This is a genomic window from Enterobacter cloacae complex sp. 2022EL-00981, from assembly GCF_028737495.1.
GTDB classification, from domain to species: Bacteria; Pseudomonadota; Gammaproteobacteria; order Enterobacterales; family Enterobacteriaceae; genus Enterobacter; species Enterobacter cloacae.
In genome coordinates, this window is record NZ_JAQZRK010000027.1 from 23,008 (window position 1) to 39,519 (window position 16,512).

A 16,512-nucleotide genomic window follows, 5' to 3' on the forward strand; every position below is an offset into this window, starting at 1 on the left:
GTAAGCGCTTGCGCCACCGGGCAACTCACAAGCGGCGCAGCAGCCTCGCCGGGTTTCCCGCATAAACGCCTTTCTCGGTGATGGATTTGGTCACCACGCTCCCCGCACCAATCACCACCCCGTCGCAGATGGAGACCGCCAGGATGGTCGCCCCGCTGCCTATCGACACATCATTTCCCACAGTAATGCGTCCCCAGCTGTTCCGGTCAGCATTGGGTTTGCCGTCGCGAAACATATCGTTGGCAAACATCACCCCATGGCCAATGAAACAGCGTTCGCCCAGGGTGACGTACTCGCAAATGAAGGTGTGCGACTGAATTTTGCTCTCGTCGCCAATGCGCGTATTGCCCTGAATTTCAACAAACGGGCCGATAAACACACCGTTGCCAAGCACGCAGTCATAGAGATTGCAGGGCTCATACAGGGTGACATTTTCACCACAGGTTACGTTGCGAACCCCGGTAGGTCTGCGCTCCATTCGTTACCTCCGTACATAAAACATAATTAAAAAATATAGATCCACGTCACATTTTTGCGTTATACAGGAACCTCGCCCTGGAGAATGAGGTGCTGTATGACATCCCTGACTCGCCCGCGCGTTGAGTTCATCTCAACTATCCTCCAGACCGTGCTCAACCTCGGTCTGCTGAGCCTTGGCCTGATCCTGGTCGTCTTTTTGGGTAAAGAGACGGTGCATCTGGCGGATGTACTGTTCGCCCCCGAGCAAACCAGCAAATATGCGCTGGTGGAAGGCCTGGTGGTCTACTTTCTCTACTTTGAATTTATCGCCCTGATTGTGAAGTATTTCCAGTCAGGCTTTCACTTCCCGCTGCGCTATTTTGTCTACATTGGGATCACCGCGATAGTGCGGCTGATCATCGTCGATCATAAATCTCCCCTTGATGTACTGATCTACTCGGCGGCGATCCTGCTGCTGGTGATCACCCTCTGGTTGTGTAATTCGAAGCGGCTGAAGCGCGAATAAAAAAATGGCGCTCCGAAGAGCGCCTAACAACAGTCACAAGTTGGGTTAATACAATACGTCTAAAGTTGAGGGTTGCAGTGGCATAACAGATGAAACTTAACCTTTCACACCGCCCGCCGTCAGGCCGTTGACCAGCCAGCGCTGCGCCAGCAGGAACACCACGGTAATCGGGATGGCAGAGAGTACGGCCGCCGCGGCAAAGTCGCCCCACAGGTAGTTTTGCGGGTTGAGGTATTGCTGCATACCCACGGCCAGGGTGTAACTATTCACATCACGCAGTAACAGAGACGCGACCGGCACTTCGGTGATGGCGGCGATAAACGACAGGATAAACACCACCGCCAGGATAGGCACCGACAGCGGCAGCAGAACCAGACGGAACGCCTGCCATGGTGTCGCGCCATCCAGCGCCGCCGCTTCTTCCAGCGAGCCGTCGATGGTTTCGAAATAACCTTTGATGGTCCACACATGCAGGGCGATACCGCCAAGATAGGCGAAGATCACGCCGCCGTGGGTGTTCAGGCCGATAAACGGCACATACTGGCCCAGGCGGTCAAACAAGGCATACAACGCGACCAGAGACAGTACCGCCGGGAACATCTGGAAAATCAGCATCCCTTTCAGCAGTGAGGCCTTGCCCGGGAACTTCATACGGGCGAAGGCGTACGCACAGGTGGTGGAGAGCGTCACGATGCCGATCGCGGTGATGGTGGCCACTTTCACCGAGTTCCACAGCCACAGCAGTACCGGGAACGGCGGCGGCGTAACGCGGCCATCGGCATGCTCCACGCTGAAGCCCAGCGCAAGCTTCCAGTGCTCCCAGGAGATTTCGTCCGGGATCAGGCTGCCGGTAGCGAAGTTACCCGAACGCAGGGAGATGGCGATGACCATCAGCAGCGGGAACATGATCGCCGCAATAAAAATCAGCAGCCCTAAATGCGTCGCCAGGAGGCGCAGTTTCTGAGATTTGGGTTGTACCATAGCCATGATCGATGCCCTCCTTAGTCAAATTTCATACGTGTGGCTTTCAGGTTCACTATCGCCAGCGCGCCAACCAGCAGGAAGATCAGGGTGGCAATCGCTGCCGCCAGACCAAAGTCCTGACCGCCGCCGCCTTCAAAGGCGATGCGATAGGTGTAGCTCACGAGCAGGTCGGTATAGCCAGCTGGCGTGGTGGTACCGAGACGATCCGGGCCACCGTTGGTCAACAGCTGAATCAGCACGAAGTTGTTAAAGTTGAAGGCAAAGCTGGCAATCATCAGCGGAGTCAGCGGCTTGATGAGCAGCGGCAGCGTAATCTTAAAGAAGTTCTGGAACGGACCCGCGCCATCCATTGCCGAGGCTTCATACAGGTCGTCCGGGATAGCCTTCAGCAGGCCCATGCACAGGATCATCATGTACGGATAACCCAGCCAGGTGTTGACGATGATAATCATCGAACGGGCGGTGGTCGGGTCGCTGAACCAGGCCGGTTTGATGCCGAACAGCGCGCTCAGCATCATGTTGATTTCACCGAAGCTCTGGTTAAACAGCCCTTTGAAAATCAGAATTGAGATAAACGACGGTACGGCATACGGCAGGATCAGCAGCACGCGGTAGATCGCTTTGCCTTTCAGGGCTTCCCACTGCACGAGGCAGGCCAGCACCATACCCACGGCAACGGTCAGGAGTACCGTCAATACGGAGAAGACCACCGTCCAGACGAAGATAGCAAAGAACGGCTTCTGGATCCCTTCGTCGGTAAACACGCGGGTAAAGTTGTCCCAGCCGATAGTCACGGTATAGCCCGGGCTGAGTTTGTCATCGCCCCAGCTGCCGTCGGCGTTTACAGACTGATAGAAACCAATATCGTTGTTCGGACGGTACTTCACGCCGCTCTGGTTATTCGTCAGCGTGCCGTCATCCGCCAGGGTATAGAGTGGCTGCGTGCCGGAAAACTGGCGCAGCGAGCTCATGGTCACTTTGCTTTCATCTGGCAGCACGGCGGTGAGCTGAGTCAGCGCCTGACGGTTCTGGGTAATGATACGCAGGTTAGCGCGTTCGCCTTCCGGCAGGGCAGGGGCCTCTTTTAAGGCCAGCTTCTGCTCGCCACCAAATTTGAAAGCGTCGGAAATATAGGTTTTGCCGCTCTCGCCGTCAGTCAGTGCTAATTTCCATTCGTCACCCGCAGGATACAAACCAAAGTTGAAGGTCTTGCCTGCCTGATAAGAACGGTCCAGAAGTACCTGAGTGGCGCGCTCTTGTGCGAGCTGGTTGGTGCTGCTGTAGTTAGTGAATGCGATAGCGATAGTACAGATCAGCGGGAACAGGACAAACAGCCCCATCCCGGCCACGCCCGGATAGACATAACGCCAGGCATACGCCTTACGGTTGGCGAAAATATACAGGCCAGCAGAGCTTAAAATCAGCGTCATGATGGCGAACAGATATTCCCCTTGTACGTACATTAAAACAACAAGGTAACCCACCAGCAGACAGAGCAGACCGATCGCTGACCACTTCAGCACGTCGCTTTGCCACCAATGTTTCTTTTTAATGACATCCATGGGGTTCTTCCTCTACAACGTTTGATCTTTTCTCCCTCTCCTGGGGGAGAGGGCCGGGGTGAGGGCGTGCGGATAGCGACAACCCTCACCCTAACCCTCTCCCAGAGGGAGAGGGGACTACGGCATTACTTAGTAATACGACCCTGCGCATCTTTCAGCGCGGCATCGACAGTCTGACGACCGCTTGCGGCGTTAATTACCGCAGTACGGGTGGCATACCAGAACGCGGCCATCTGTGGGATGTTCGGCATGATTTCGCCTTTCTGGGCGTTATCCATGGTTGCCGCGATACGTGGGTCTTTTGCCAGCTGATCCTGGAAGGATTTCAGCGCAACGGCACCCAGCGGTTTGTCCTTGTTCACTTCATCCAGACCCTGATCGGTCAGCAGGTAGTTTTCGAGGAACTCTTTCGCCAGCTCTTTGTTCGGGCTGGCGGCGTTGATACCTGCGCTCAGCACGCCAACAAACGGTTTAGACGGCTTGCCGTTGAAGGTTGGCAGCAGCGTCACGCCATAGTTGATTTTGCTCTTGTCGATGTTGGTCCAGGCCCACGGACCGTTGATGGTCATCGCGGTTTCGCCTTTGTTGAACGCCGCTTCCGCGATGGAGTAATCGGTATCCGCGTTCATGTGTTTGTTCTTGATCAGATCGACCAGGAAGGTCAGACCCGCTTTCGCACCCGCGTTGTCCACGCCCACGTCTTTGACGTCATATTTGCCGTTTTCAAACTTGAACGCGTAACCGCCATCGGCAGCAATCAGCGGCCAGGTGAAGTACGGCTCCTGCAGGTTGAACATCAGCGCGCTCTTACCTTTCGCTTTCAGCTCTTTATCCAGTTTCGGGATCTCTTCCCAGGTTTTCGGCGGGTTAGGCACCAGGTCTTTGTTATAAATCAGAGACAGGGCTTCCACTGCAATGGGATAAGCGATCAGCTTGCCGTTATAGCGAACGGCGTCCCAGGTGAACGGGAACAGTTTGTCCTGGAAGGCTTTATCAGGCGTGACTTCCGCCAGCAGGCCGGATTGTGCATAACCCCCGAAACGGTCATGCGCCCAGAAGATGATGTCCGGGCCGTCACCGGTTGCCGCAACCTGCGGGAATTTCTCTTCCAGCTTGTCCGGGTGTTCTACGGTGACTTTGATACCGGTGTCTTTTTCGAATTTTTTACCCACTTCGGCCAGGCCGTTATAGCCTTTGTCGCCGTTAATCCAGATAACCAGCTTACCTTCTTCAATTTTGGCGAGAGCCGGTGCGGAAATCATCATTGCTGCAAGGGCGGACAATGCGAAAACGCGTGCGCCAGTCTTGATCTTCATATCTGCCATCCTTTTTTGGTGATGTGCTCGTGGATACATAAGGTGGTTCAACGTCACTCAGTCTCCTTATTTGACATCCTCTTTCCATCCTCCCAACCCCTACGCCCCACCCCCGGTTTGTGTGATCTGTGTTGCATAAATTTAAGTTATGAGTGCTGGCGCACATAAAAACACGCTGAATTTTGCAGGTGGCTTCACGAATTTTGCCTCAGCCCGCCAGCTGCGGTCGCAGAGCCTGCTCTCTCATCCTCCCGCCTCCTCCCCCATAAAAAAGCCGGGGGGTGGAGGATTCGCGAAAGTAATGGATACCCCATAGTGAACTTATCTTGAATGTTTCTGTCGGTGACAGGTTGTAACGAAGGGAGAAGGGCATGGCGAGCGTACAGCTGCGTAATGTAACGAAAGCCTGGGGCGACGTAGTGGTGTCAAAAGACATCAATCTCGACATCCACGAAGGTGAATTCGTGGTGTTTGTTGGCCCATCTGGCTGCGGTAAATCAACTCTGCTGCGTATGATTGCCGGTCTTGAAACCATCACCAGCGGTGATTTGCTGATTGGTGATACCCGAATGAACGACATTCCGCCTGCCGAACGTGGCGTTGGCATGGTGTTCCAGTCTTATGCACTTTATCCCCATCTCTCCGTCGCCGAGAACATGTCCTTTGGCCTGAAGCTGGCGGGGGCGAAAAAAGAGGTGATTAACCAGCGCGTCACGCAGGTGGCAGAAGTGTTACAGCTGGCACACCTGCTGGAGCGTAAACCGAAGGCGCTTTCCGGTGGTCAGCGTCAGCGCGTCGCGATTGGCCGTACGCTGGTGGCCGAACCACGCGTCTTCCTGCTGGATGAACCGCTTTCTAACCTGGATGCCGCGCTGCGCGTCCAGATGCGTATCGAAATCTCCCGTCTGCATAAACGCCTTGGCCGCACGATGATTTACGTCACCCACGATCAGGTCGAAGCGATGACGCTGGCCGACAAAATTGTGGTGCTGGACGCAGGCCGCGTGGCACAGGTGGGTAAACCGCTGGAGCTTTATCACTATCCGGCAGACCGCTTTGTTGCGGGCTTTATTGGCTCGCCAAAGATGAACTTCCTGCCCGTCAAAGTCACTGCGACAGCCATTGAACAGGTACAGGTGGAGTTGCCAAACCGTCAGCAAGTCTGGCTGCCGGTCGACAGCGCCAACGTACAGGTGGGGGCCAACATGTCCCTCGGTATTCGTCCTGAGCATTTACTGCCGAGCCACATCGCCGATGTGACGCTGGAAGGTGAAGTTCAGGTCGTCGAACAACTTGGTCACGAAACACAGATTCATATCCAGATCCCCGCCATCCGTCAGAACCTGGTCTACCGCCAGAATGACGTGGTGTTGGTAGAAGAGGGTGCCACATTCGCTATCGGTTTGCCGCCAGAGCGTTGCCATCTGTTCCGCGAGGATGGCACTGCATGTCGTCGGCTGCACAAAGAGCCAGGCGTTTAAGCAATCCCAAAAGAAGACACGAAACCGACAGGTCAAGTGTTCAAAGAAAAGCAATGATCTCAGGAGATAGAATGATGATTACTCTGCGCAAAGTCCCTCTGGCACTCGCCATTGCGGCAGGCATTATGTCTGCCCAGGCAGGCGCTGTAGACTTTAAAGGTTATGCTCGTTCCGGCATTGGCTGGACCGGGAGTGGCGGTGAACAACAATGTTTTGCAACGACGGGTACTGGCGGTACTAAATATCGTCTCGGTAACGAATGTGAAACCTATGCTGAATTGAAACTGGGCCAGGAAGTGTGGAAAGAGGGCGACAAGAGCTTCTATTTCGACACTAACGTAGCGTATTCCGTTTCTCAGCAGAACGACTGGGAATCCACCAGCCCGGCCTTCCGTGAAGCTAACGTGCAGGGTAAAAACCTGATTGAGTGGCTGCCAGGCTCCACCATCTGGGCCGGTAAGCGCTTCTATCAGCGTCATGACGTTCACATGATCGACTTCTACTACTGGGACATCTCAGGTCCTGGTGCCGGTATTGAAAACATCGATCTGGGTTTTGGTAAACTCTCTCTGGCAGCTACCCGCTCTTCTGAATCAGGTGGTTCTGCAACCTTCGCCGATCGTGATGAAAACGGCGATCGTGTTTATGACAACATTGTACCTAACGACGTCTTCGACGTGCGTTTAGCCGGTCTGGAAACTAACCCGGGCGGTACGCTGGAGCTGGGCGTTGACTATGGTCACACCAACATTCCTGACGACTACTACCTGCAGCCTGGCGCTTCTAAAGATGGCTGGTTGTTCACTGCTGAACACACCCAGAGCATGATGAAGGGCTTCAACAAGTTCGTACTGCAGTACGGTACGGATTCCATGACCTCTAACGGCAAAGGTATTCCACAGGGCGGTAGCGTTGATAACGATGGCTCCATGTGGCGTGTGCTGGACCACGGTGCAATCACCCTGGCAGACCGTTGGGACCTGATGTACGTCGGTATGTACCAGAACATCGATCGTGACAACAACAACGGTACCGAGTGGTGGACTGTGGGTGTTCGTCCGATGTTCAAATGGACGCCAATCATGAGCACCCTGCTTGAAGTGGGCTACGACAACGTCAAATCTCAGAGAACTGACGAGAAGAACAGCCAGTACAAAATCACCCTGGCACAGCAATGGCAGGCAGGCGACAGCATCTGGTCCCGTCCGGCTATCCGTGTCTTCGCAACCTACGCGAAGTGGGATGAGAAATGGGGTTACGCAAACAACAGCGACACTGGCTACACCTCCGGTGTGGCTTACAGTGACACCTCTGCGAAAACCTTCAGCCGTGGCGACAACGATGAGTGGACCTTCGGCGCCCAGATGGAAATCTGGTGGTAATTCGTTAGACCTGACGTAATGACCTGAAAAGAGGGGCGCAAGCCCCTCTCTCCTTAGGGTGCTGCGCGCTATTGCCTGGCCACCGCAGTGCTCACGCTATCAGAGGTAATAACAATGAAAATGAAGAAAAGTCTCGTCGCGCTGTGCCTCTCTGCGGGGCTGTTAGCCTGTGTTCCGGCCGTCTCCTTTGCAGACGTGAATTTCGTGCCACAAAATACCAGTGCTGCGCCCGCTATCCCGGCAGCGGCACTCCAGCAACTGACATGGACGCCGGTTGATCAATCCAAAACGCAGTCGACTCAGCTCTCTATGGGTGGCCAACAGCTGAATGTGCCGGGGATTTCTGGCCCCGTTGCGGCTTATAGCGTACCGGCGAACATTGGTGAATTGACCCTGACGCTGACCAGCGAAGTGAACAAACAGACCAGCGTGTTTGCGCCAAACGTCCTGATCCTCGATCAAAACATGACGCCATCGGCGTTCTTCCCGAGCGACTATTTTAGCTATCAGGAACCGGGCGTGATGAGTGCGGACCGCCTGGAAGGCGTTATGCGCCTGACGCCTGCTCTGGGTCAGCAAAAGATTTACGTGCTGGTATTCACAACAGAGAAAGATTTGCAGCAGACAACAAAGCTGGTTGACCCGGCGAAAGCTTATGCCAAAGGCACCGGTAACTCTGTCCCGGATATTCCGGATCCGCTTGCCCGCCATACCACTGATGGCCTGGTCAAACTGAAAGTTTCTACCAACAGCGCTTCCAGCGTACTCGTTGGCCCACTGTTTGGCTCGTCTGGTCCAGGTCCGGTGACTGTGGGGAATACCGCTGCACCTGTTTATACCGCGCCAGCGGCTACGGCAGCCGCGACCGCAGCCCCAGCTCCGGCGAAGAAAGCTGAGCCGGTACTGAACGACACCGAAGAATACTTCAACAACGCCATTAAGCAGGCGGTGAAGCGCGGCGATGTCGATAAAGCGCTGAAACTGCTTGATGAAGCCGAACGTTTAGGTTCAACCACTGCCCGTTCCACCTTTATCAGCAGTGTAAAAGGCAAGGGGTAACCGTTTCCCCACAGTGCTGATTTGTTAGTAGTTTAGTGCGCCTGAGTGGGCGCACTTTTTTTCGTGCCGCTCGCGCTGTTGCACCATTGTTGCGATAGTGATCGCTAAATAACGTTTGACCGCCCTCAATGCGCTTTTCTGCGATACAATGCCATTACGTTATGTATCGGAGAGTCCGGCATGTCACACCCTGCGCTAACGCAACTGCGTTCGCTGCGCTATTTCGACCAAATACCTGCGCTTGACCCGCAGCAGCTTGACTGGTTGCTGCTGGAAGATTCCATGACTAAACGTTTTGAGCAACAGGGCAAGACGGTTACGGTGACGATGATTCAGGAAGGGTTTGTCACCTCCGCTGACATTGCCAGTGAGCTGCCGCTGTTACCAAAAGAAGAACGCTACTGGTTGCGTGAAATTCTGCTCTGCGCGGATGGTGAGCCGTGGCTCGCCGGACGAACCGTGGTGCCTGAATCCACCCTTTCCGGGCCAGAGCTGGCACTGCAACGGCTGGGAAATACCCCGCTCGGGCGGTACCTTTTCACCTCGTCTGAACTTACCCGTGATTTTATTGAAATTGGACGCGATGCCGAACTGTGGGGACGTCGTTCCCGTCTTCGCCTGAGCGGTAAACCGTTAATACTGACGGAGCTTTTTTTACCGGCATCGCCGTTGTACTGAGAGGAAGAAAAAAATGGAGTGGAGCCTGACGCAGAACAAGCTGCTGGCCTATCACCGCTTAATGCGTACCGATAAACCCATCGGCGCGCTACTGCTGTTGTGGCCGACATTATGGGCGCTATGGGTGGCGACGCCGGGCGTTCCACCGCTGTGGATCCTGGGCGTGTTTGTGGCCGGTGTCTGGCTGATGCGTGCGGCGGGCTGTGTGGTCAATGACTACGCCGATCGTAAATTCGACGGACATGTGAAACGGACAGCCAATCGTCCGTTACCCAGCGGGCAGGTCACAGAGAAAGAGGCCCGTGTGCTGTTCATCGTGCTGGTGCTGCTCTCCTTCCTGCTGGTGTTAACCCTCAACACCATGACCATCCTGCTTTCCGTTGCGGCCCTCGCGCTGGCATGGGTCTATCCGTTTATGAAACGCTATACCCATCTGCCGCAGGTGGTGCTCGGCGCGGCGTTTGGCTGGTCGATCCCAATGGCGTTTGCGGCGGTCAGCGAGTCGGTACCGCTGAGCTGCTGGCTGATGTTCCTGGCGAACATTCTCTGGGCCGTGGCTTATGACACGCAATATGCGATGGTCGACCGCGATGACGATCTGAAAATTGGCATTAAATCGACCGCCATTCTGTTTGGTCGTCACGATAAGCTGATTATCGGTATCCTGCAGGTTGCGGTGCTGGCGCTGATGGTGGCGATTGGTCGCCTGAACGGGCTCAACTGGGAGTTTTACTGGTCAGTGCTGGTGGCGGGGCTGCTGTTTGCATATCAGCAAAAGCTGATCGCAAAGCGTGAGCGTGATGCCTGTTTTAAAGCGTTTATGAATAATAACTACGTGGGCCTGGTGCTGTTCCTGGGGCTGGCGATGAGCTATTTTGGCTGAAAAAAAGCCCGGTGACGCTGAAGCTTACCGGGCATGCATGATATGAAGCGTCAGATTGTGAGCCGGGTAAGGCGAAGCCGCCACCCGGCTTTTTCACATCACTCGCCCTGCGTCGCACTCTCAATCGTCAAACGCACGTCGGAGGTAATCAGCTCTGCCAGCATCTGATACACCTTCAGCGTCTCTTCCGGCTCGGCATCGCCCGTGTCGCTAATGAACCCTTCATCACGCAGCGTCAGTACCAGTGAACTGAAGACCGCTTTGTCGAAGAATTCCGGGGCGTTGATGCCGTGCAGAACGGAAAGGCGCTGTGCCAGCGTCCGGCTCTCTTTCTCCAGCGTACCGCGGTTAATGGATGGGTTCGCGCTCAGCAGCCAGAAGGTGATAGCGTAGCGCTGCAGCGTTTCACGCGCACCCGCCGCCAGCAGTTGCAGCGTACGGGAGCGTGACGGATTGATATGTAGCTCGTCGTTAACAACGGTAATCAGCCCCTGACGACGCAGCTCCTCGGTCATTTTATCCAGCTCAATCGCCAGCTCATCCTTGCTCCAGCGCAGGAACAGCTCTGCTTTCAGCATCGGATAGAGCGTCTCCACGTGACGCAGCAGCTCCTGACGAGAAATACGGCGATGCTGGGTAATGATCGCCGCCATCAGCGACGGCAGCATCAGCATATGCGCGATATTGTTACGATAGTAGGTCATCAGCACCGCCTGCTCGCGCGGGAGAATGATGATGTCGCCAATCGTATCTTTCTCGACTTCAAACTTGTTCATCTGCAGCGCATGGTCGATCAGCTCGCTCGCCGTGCTGGCAGGCGTCGTTGAATCCACCGAGTAGGGAACGTTGCGCATCAGGTCAAGATAGCAATCCAGCTGCTCCGTAAGCTGTTCACGGGTCAGCGAGCGTTGACGTGACGCCAGCAGCGCCGTACAGCACAGGTTCATGGCGTTTGCGGCACCGGCGTTGTTAATACGCACCATCAGCTCAGCCGCGATACCGTTAACCGTTGGCGTCAGCCAGGCTGGACGCACCGCTTCGATAGGATCGATAGACTCGCGCCAATCGGGAACATGGTTGTTCAGGTACGTCATCAACGGCATTGGCTCGCCGAAGTTCACGTAGCCCTGACCAAGATTACGTAGCTTGCTCAGCCCGCGCAGCATCTGCGGCAGGCTCTCTTTCTCTTTAGTCGCCCCGCGTAGCTCTTTGGCGTAAGTCCCCACTTCCATGACGTGCTCATAGCCAATGTAAATGGGCACCAGCGTGATGGGACGAGTGCCGCCGCGCAGCATCGCCTGGATGGTCATCGACAGCGTGCCGGTTTTCGGATCCAGCAGACGGCCGGTTCGTGAACGTCCCCCCTCCACGAAGTACTCAACGGAATAACCGCGGCTGAACAGCTCGCCCAGATATTCACGGAATACGGTGGAGTAGAGCTTGTTGCCCTTAAAGGTACGACGAATGAAGAACGCCCCCAGGCGGCGGAAAATCGGGCCTGCTGGCCAGAAGTTCAGGTTGATACCGGCTGCGATGTGCGGTGGCACCAGCCCCTGGTGATAGAGCACATACGAGAGGAGCAGGTAGTCCATGTGGCTGCGGTGGCAGGGCACATAAACAATTTCATGCCCGTCATGCGCCAGTTGGCGAACGCGCTCGGCGTTATGGACGTTAATGCCCTGATAGAGGCGGTTCCATGTAAAGCCCAGGATGCGGTCAGAAAGACGGATCATCTCATAGGAGAAGTTCGCAGCAATCTCTTCCATCAGCGCAATGGCGTTCTGCTGTGCTTTTTCATGAGAAATCTTTTTACTGCGCGCTTCGTCTTCAACGGCACGGGCGATCGCTTTGGAAGCCAGCAGCTTGTTGAAGAGATCCTGACGCGCCGGAAGGCGAGGGCCAACGGCGGCCAGACGCTGACGAGCGAAATGCATGCGCGCCACGCGCGCCAGTTTTTGCGCGATGATCTTATCGGTGCCGTGCTCATCGGCCATCCGGCGCAGCGAGACGGAAGGGGAGAAGCGCACAAAGCTGTCGCGCCCCAGCCAGGAGACGGCGAAGAATTTCTGGATGCCATTAAGCATGCGTAACGGTGGGTTCTCTTCCCCTTTTTCGCGGCCCGGACGACGACCAAACATCACCGACACCGGCACCATCTGCACATCCAGATCGGGATTGCTGCGATGCAGGTCGAGATAGTCGTGGAACAGCTTAATGGACTCTTCTTTTGGCGTGTAATAGGTAAACACGCGTGGCCCACCGTGAATGAACACGTATCGCGGCAACAGCGTACCGTCGACTTCTAACGGTTCAAGCGGGTCAGGTAAATCATGCGCCAGACACTGGGCGCGAAGCGTCAGCAAGTCTGCCTTCGAGTTATAAGGCAAAACATACATAATAGGGCGCGACGTATCGAGCCCCAATTCCAGCGCGGGTTCTGCTGGGATAGACTTACTTTTTACCAGGACGCTTAATGGTAAATTAAGTAATTTGTAGTAAATTCGTGGCCAGCCAGACATAAACGATGTAAAGCCTCTGGTTAATAATGCAATTGCGGCGCAAGGATAACAGAAAGCGCGCGAAATTACTGTTGTTACCCGTCATACTTCAGGCTACAGCGCAACACGTTGCGCCTCCTGTTATTGACGCTATTTCAAATAAAAGGTTCTTTTAATGGCCAATAATACCACTGGGTTAACCCGTATCATTAAAGCTGCTGGCTATTCCTGGAAAGGTTTTCGCGCCGCTTGGGTCAACGAAGCCGCGTTTCGCCAGGAGGGTGTCGCCGCGATTGTCGCGGTGATTATCGCCTGTTTCCTTGATGTTGATGCCATTACCCGCGTGCTTCTGATCGGCTCCGTGCTGTTGGTGATGATAGTGGAAATTATTAATAGCGCTATTGAGGCCGTTGTGGACCGTATTGGCTCTGATTTCCACGAACTTTCTGGCCGGGCAAAAGACATGGGCTCTGCTGCCGTGTTGCTGGCGATTATCACTGCGGTCATCACCTGGGTCACGCTGCTTTGGTCACATTTCCGATAAGCCTCGAGGAATAATTAAGTCCCTGGTTTTTTGTGCAGTTTTTGGTTCCAAAATCGCCTTTGACTGTATATACTCACAGCATAACTGTATATACACCCAGGGGGCGGAATGAAAGCGTTAACGACCAGGCAGCAAGAGGTGTTTGATCTCATTCGGGATCATATCGGCCAGACGGGTATGCCACCCACGCGTGCGGAAATCGCGCAGCGTCTGGGCTTCCGTTCTCCGAACGCTGCCGAGGAACACCTGAAAGCGCTGGCGCGTAAAGGCGTAATTGAGATTGTATCGGGTGCTTCACGCGGTATCCGCCTGCTGGTGGAAGAAGAGACGGGCATTCCGCTGGTGGGGCGCGTCGCGGCAGGTGAACCTCTGCTGGCGCAACAGCATATTGAAGGCCACTACCAGGTTGATCCCGGCATGTTCAAGCCGAGCGCGGATTTCCTGCTGCGCGTAAGCGGTATGTCCATGAAAGACATCGGTATTCTTGACGGCGATCTGCTTGCGGTGCATAAAACGCAAGACGTGCGTAACGGCCAGGTTGTGGTGGCACGCATCGATGATGAAGTCACCGTTAAACGCCTGAAAAAGCAAGGTAATACGGTTCAGCTGCTGCCGGAAAACAACGAGTTTTCCCCCATTGTGGTAGACCTCCGCGAACAAAACTTCTCTATCGAGGGGCTGGCGGTAGGGGTCATTCGCAACGGAGAATGGCTGTAATCTCATCCTGACAGGCTACGGATCTGCCGTGGCCTGATTCCTTATCCACTCCCGGTATTTTTTCATGTCACTGCTTACGGCATCCGATAAGGCATTGTGGCGTCTTGCACTGCCGATGATTTTTTCCAATATCACCGTTCCTCTGCTGGGGCTGGTGGATACGGCAGTTATTGGTCACCTTGATTCACCCATCTATCTGGGCGGCGTGGCGATTGGCGCGACGGCGACCAGCTTCCTTTTTATGCTCCTGCTCTTTTTGCGCATGAGTACCACCGGGCTTACGGCGCAGGCGTACGGTGCTAAAGATCCTTTGCGTCTGGCGCGTGCGCTGGTTCAGCCGTTAATTCTGGCGCTTGGGGCAGGCGCGTTAATCGCTATATTACGTACCCCACTGATTGATCTGGCGCTGCATGTCGTTGGCGGCAGCGAGGCGGTACTGGAGCAGGCACGACGCTTCCTGGAAATTCGCTGGCTCAGCGCGCCCGCGTCGCTGGCCAATCTGGTTCTGTTGGGGTGGTTACTCGGCGTGCAGTATGCCCGCGCGCCCGTAATCCTGTTGGTGGTAGGCAACCTCCTCAACATCGTGCTCGATCTCTGGCTGGTGATGGGCCTGCACATGAACGTGCAGGGTGCGGCACTGGCGACGGCGATTGCCGAATACGGGACGTTTATCCTTGGTCTGTGGATGGTCTGGCGAGTGCTGGTCATGCGGGGGATTTCCCTTGCTCTGCTCAAGAGTGCATGGCGAGGCAATATCCGCACCCTGTTGGCGCTTAATCGCGACATTATGCTGCGCTCACTGCTGCTGCAGCTCTGTTTCGGCGCACTGACGGTCTTTGGCGCCCGGCTTGGGCCAGATATCGTCGCGGTGAATGCCGTTCTGATGACGCTGCTGACCTTTACCGCCTATGCACTGGATGGCTTTGCCTATGCTGTGGAAGCGCATTCCGGCCAGGCATACGGCGCACGTGAAAGTGGTCAGTTGCGGGATGTCTGGCGGGCGGCCTGTCGGCAGTCGGGGCTGGTGGCGCTGGCGTTCGCGCTGATTTACGCCTGGTTTGGCGAACAGATTATTGCGTTACTCACCTCCCTTCCTGCACTGCGCGAGCTGGCAAGCCATTACCTTATCTGGCAGGTCATTTTGCCGGTGGTGGGGGTTTGGTGCTATCTGCTGGACGGTATGTTTATTGGCGCGACGCGAGGAGCGGAGATGCGTAACAGCATGGCGGTGGCGGCGGCTGGTTTTGCCCTGACGCTGCTCACGCTCCCCTGGCTGGGTAACCATGGTTTATGGCTCTCCCTGGCGGTCTTTCTCGCGTTGCGAGGCCTGTCACTGGGCTTTATCTGGCACCGGCACTGGCAAAACAATACCTGGCTTCCATCCCGCAATGATATATCGTGACGGTTAAAGATTCCGAATATGAAATCAACTGCCGAATCCTTAACTACAATTATTATCACGTCCAGCAGAAAAGAACGTAACGGACGTTACGACCCGACGCTTAACTAAGAGGACACGATGATGAATAAAGACGAAATCGGCGGCAACTGGAAGCAGTTCAAAGGTAAAGCGAAAGAACAGTGGGGTAAGCTGACGGATGACGATATGACGGTCATCGAAGGTAAACGCGATCAGCTTGTCGGTAAAATTCAGGAACGCTACGGTTACGAGAAAGACCAGGCGGAAAAAGAGGTCGGCGACTGGGAAAAACGCAACGACTACCGTTGGTAACCGTGTGATACCCGACAGTACAAGGAAGTACTCCCTGAGGGCGGCCATGGGCCGCCTTTGTTTTGGCTGTTAACGCGGCTTTTTCTTTACGAGGATAGAGTGGTCATGGTGGCACGCGTCCTGATGCCGGCAGGCCTCCACTTCTACACACGCAGAGCATAATCCGTGTGCTTCAATGACGTTATGGCGCAAGGCAAAGCCCATTCTGGCCGCCAGCGTATGCATAATATCTTCTACGCCTTCCGCCCCTTCTTCTTTCACCACGCCACAACGGTCGCAGATAAACATGGCCGACGTATGGGTTGGCTGGTCAAAAAGATGACACAACACATAACTGTTTGTGGATTCGACCTTGTGTACAAAGCCTTGTTCCAGCAGAAAATCTAGCGCACGATAGACCGTAGGCGGTTTAGCCTGTGGCTCGCTTTCGCGCAGCAGGTCGAGCAGGTCGTATGCGCTGATGGCGCCCTGCTGCAGGGTCATCAGACGCAAGACTTCAAGGCGCTGCGGAGTCAGGCGCACATTGCGTTGCGCGCACAGCTTCTCTGCCTGCGCTAACAGCTCTTTTGTGGACTTATCCATTTAGCACCTCGGATGTTATAGGCTGGAAAACCCTCACTTTACCATATTCTGGTAAAAACGCCGAGATCCGCCAGGCTGTGCTATACCTGACCCATCGCAAACCGGGAAA

General features: G+C 55.0%; 16 protein-coding genes and 1 pseudogene. 11 read left to right on the plus strand and 6 right to left on the minus strand.

All coding sequences use genetic code 11. The features are described from left to right. Positions 1-25 precede the first annotated feature (25 nt). Positions 26-478, minus strand: a complete 453-nt coding sequence (locus PUZ33_RS19460) for an acyltransferase (RefSeq protein ID WP_020686619.1) — start codon at positions 476-478, stop codon at positions 26-28. Between the two features lie 96 nt (positions 479-574). Here PUZ33_RS19460 and psiE point away from each other — a divergent pair, with 96 nt between their 5' ends. Continuing rightward, on the plus strand, positions 575-985 hold the full coding sequence (gene psiE / locus PUZ33_RS19465; RefSeq protein ID WP_000202963.1) for a phosphate-starvation-inducible protein PsiE: 411 nt from the start codon (positions 575-577) through the stop codon (positions 983-985). 96 nt (positions 986-1,081) lie between these two features. Here psiE and malG read toward each other — a convergent pair whose 3' ends face one another. The 3 genes from malG to malE form a co-directional block, all read right to left on the minus strand. Beyond that, on the minus strand, positions 1,082-1,972 hold the full coding sequence (gene malG / locus PUZ33_RS19470; protein ID WP_013095043.1) for a maltose ABC transporter permease MalG: 891 nt from the start codon (positions 1,970-1,972) through the stop codon (positions 1,082-1,084). Positions 1,973-1,986: 14 nt separating this feature from the next. Then, positions 1,987-3,531, minus strand: a complete 1,545-nt coding sequence (gene malF / locus PUZ33_RS19475) for a maltose ABC transporter permease MalF (protein ID WP_020686620.1) — start codon at positions 3,529-3,531, stop codon at positions 1,987-1,989. A 125-nt stretch (positions 3,532-3,656) separates the two neighbouring features. After that, positions 3,657-4,847 carry a maltose/maltodextrin ABC transporter substrate-binding protein MalE gene (gene malE, locus PUZ33_RS19480; RefSeq protein WP_014830274.1) on the minus strand — a complete coding sequence of 397 codons (1,191 nt, stop codon included), beginning with the start codon at positions 4,845-4,847 and terminating at the stop codon, positions 3,657-3,659. Between the two features lie 371 nt (positions 4,848-5,218). On the opposite strand from malE, the gene malK reads away from it, so the two are divergent. The 5 genes from malK (at position 5,219) to ubiA (ending at position 10,330) form a co-directional block, all read left to right on the plus strand. Next, a complete protein-coding gene (gene malK / locus PUZ33_RS19485; protein WP_008500080.1) occupies positions 5,219-6,328 on the plus strand; it encodes a maltose/maltodextrin ABC transporter ATP-binding protein MalK in 1,110 nt (369 codons plus the stop codon). A 71-nt stretch (positions 6,329-6,399) separates the two neighbouring features. Beyond that, a complete protein-coding gene (locus tag PUZ33_RS19490) occupies positions 6,400-7,710 on the plus strand; it encodes a maltoporin (RefSeq protein WP_058680837.1) in 1,311 nt (436 codons plus the stop codon). 114 nt (positions 7,711-7,824) lie between these two features. Next, positions 7,825-8,769 carry a maltose operon protein MalM gene (gene malM / locus PUZ33_RS19495; protein WP_023622494.1) on the plus strand — a complete coding sequence of 315 codons (945 nt, stop codon included), beginning with the start codon at positions 7,825-7,827 and terminating at the stop codon, positions 8,767-8,769. A gap of 180 nt (positions 8,770-8,949) precedes the next feature. Then, a complete protein-coding gene (gene ubiC, locus PUZ33_RS19500) occupies positions 8,950-9,447 on the plus strand; it encodes a chorismate lyase (protein WP_013095049.1) in 498 nt (165 codons plus the stop codon). A gap of 13 nt (positions 9,448-9,460) precedes the next feature. Beyond that, a complete protein-coding gene (gene ubiA, locus PUZ33_RS19505; protein WP_013095050.1) occupies positions 9,461-10,330 on the plus strand; it encodes a 4-hydroxybenzoate octaprenyltransferase in 870 nt (289 codons plus the stop codon). Between the two features lie 98 nt (positions 10,331-10,428). On the opposite strand, the gene plsB is transcribed toward ubiA, so the two are convergent. Beyond that, positions 10,429-12,849 carry a glycerol-3-phosphate 1-O-acyltransferase PlsB gene (gene plsB / locus PUZ33_RS19510; RefSeq protein ID WP_013095051.1) on the minus strand — a complete coding sequence of 807 codons (2,421 nt, stop codon included), beginning with the start codon at positions 12,847-12,849 and terminating at the stop codon, positions 10,429-10,431. A 154-nt stretch (positions 12,850-13,003) separates the two neighbouring features. On the opposite strand from plsB, the gene PUZ33_RS19515 reads away from it, so the two are divergent. The 5 genes and pseudogenes from PUZ33_RS19515 (at position 13,004) to PUZ33_RS19530 (ending at position 15,821) form a co-directional block, all read left to right on the plus strand. Then, positions 13,004-13,372, plus strand: coding sequence for a diacylglycerol kinase (locus PUZ33_RS19515; protein ID WP_023620295.1), 369 nt, complete (start codon positions 13,004-13,006; stop codon positions 13,370-13,372). A 108-nt stretch (positions 13,373-13,480) separates the two neighbouring features. Continuing rightward, positions 13,481-14,089, plus strand: coding sequence for a transcriptional repressor LexA (gene lexA / locus PUZ33_RS19520; RefSeq protein ID WP_013095053.1), 609 nt, complete (start codon positions 13,481-13,483; stop codon positions 14,087-14,089). Positions 14,090-14,153: 64 nt separating this feature from the next. Beyond that, the gene (gene dinF, locus PUZ33_RS19525) at positions 14,154-15,491 is read left to right on the plus strand and encodes an MATE family efflux transporter DinF (protein WP_058680838.1); all 1,338 of its coding nucleotides are present in this window, start codon (positions 14,154-14,156) and stop codon (positions 15,489-15,491) included. Continuing rightward, positions 15,488-15,562 (plus strand): annotated as a pseudogene (locus tag PUZ33_RS25175) (hypothetical protein); the annotation flags it as partial. The gene dinF and the pseudogene PUZ33_RS25175, both read left to right, overlap by 4 nt. Positions 15,563-15,611: 49 nt before the next feature. Beyond that, the gene (locus PUZ33_RS19530) at positions 15,612-15,821 is read left to right on the plus strand and encodes a CsbD family protein (RefSeq protein WP_020686626.1); all 210 of its coding nucleotides are present in this window, start codon (positions 15,612-15,614) and stop codon (positions 15,819-15,821) included. Between the two features lie 69 nt (positions 15,822-15,890). On the opposite strand, the gene zur is transcribed toward PUZ33_RS19530, so the two are convergent. Then, the gene (zur, locus tag PUZ33_RS19535) at positions 15,891-16,403 is read right to left on the minus strand and encodes a zinc uptake transcriptional repressor Zur (RefSeq protein ID WP_013095057.1); all 513 of its coding nucleotides are present in this window, start codon (positions 16,401-16,403) and stop codon (positions 15,891-15,893) included. Between the last annotated feature and the right edge of the window lie 109 nt (positions 16,404-16,512).

What these genes read in the sequence shown, in the direction of transcription:
- PUZ33_RS19460 (WP_020686619.1), bottom strand. Translation starts at nt 478, where the DNA reads ATGGAGCGCAGACCTACCGGGGTTCGCAACGTAACCTGTGGTGAAAAT.
- psiE (WP_000202963.1), top strand. Translation starts at nt 575, where the DNA reads ATGACATCCCTGACTCGCCCGCGCGTTGAGTTCATCTCAACTATCCTC.
- malG (WP_013095043.1), bottom strand. Translation starts at nt 1,972, where the DNA reads ATGGCTATGGTACAACCCAAATCTCAGAAACTGCGCCTCCTGGCGACG.
- malF (WP_020686620.1), bottom strand. Translation starts at nt 3,531, where the DNA reads ATGGATGTCATTAAAAAGAAACATTGGTGGCAAAGCGACGTGCTGAAG.
- malE (WP_014830274.1), bottom strand. Translation starts at nt 4,847, where the DNA reads ATGAAGATCAAGACTGGCGCACGCGTTTTCGCATTGTCCGCCCTTGCA.
- malK (WP_008500080.1), top strand. Translation starts at nt 5,219, where the DNA reads ATGGCGAGCGTACAGCTGCGTAATGTAACGAAAGCCTGGGGCGACGTA.
- PUZ33_RS19490 (WP_058680837.1), top strand. Translation starts at nt 6,400, where the DNA reads ATGATGATTACTCTGCGCAAAGTCCCTCTGGCACTCGCCATTGCGGCA.
- malM (WP_023622494.1), top strand. Translation starts at nt 7,825, where the DNA reads ATGAAAATGAAGAAAAGTCTCGTCGCGCTGTGCCTCTCTGCGGGGCTG.
- ubiC (WP_013095049.1), top strand. Translation starts at nt 8,950, where the DNA reads ATGTCACACCCTGCGCTAACGCAACTGCGTTCGCTGCGCTATTTCGAC.
- ubiA (WP_013095050.1), top strand. Translation starts at nt 9,461, where the DNA reads ATGGAGTGGAGCCTGACGCAGAACAAGCTGCTGGCCTATCACCGCTTA.
- plsB (WP_013095051.1), bottom strand. Translation starts at nt 12,849, where the DNA reads ATGTCTGGCTGGCCACGAATTTACTACAAATTACTTAATTTACCATTA.
- PUZ33_RS19515 (WP_023620295.1), top strand. Translation starts at nt 13,004, where the DNA reads ATGGCCAATAATACCACTGGGTTAACCCGTATCATTAAAGCTGCTGGC.
- lexA (WP_013095053.1), top strand. Translation starts at nt 13,481, where the DNA reads ATGAAAGCGTTAACGACCAGGCAGCAAGAGGTGTTTGATCTCATTCGG.
- dinF (WP_058680838.1), top strand. Translation starts at nt 14,154, where the DNA reads ATGTCACTGCTTACGGCATCCGATAAGGCATTGTGGCGTCTTGCACTG.
- PUZ33_RS19530 (WP_020686626.1), top strand. Translation starts at nt 15,612, where the DNA reads ATGAATAAAGACGAAATCGGCGGCAACTGGAAGCAGTTCAAAGGTAAA.
- zur (WP_013095057.1), bottom strand. Translation starts at nt 16,403, where the DNA reads ATGGATAAGTCCACAAAAGAGCTGTTAGCGCAGGCAGAGAAGCTGTGC.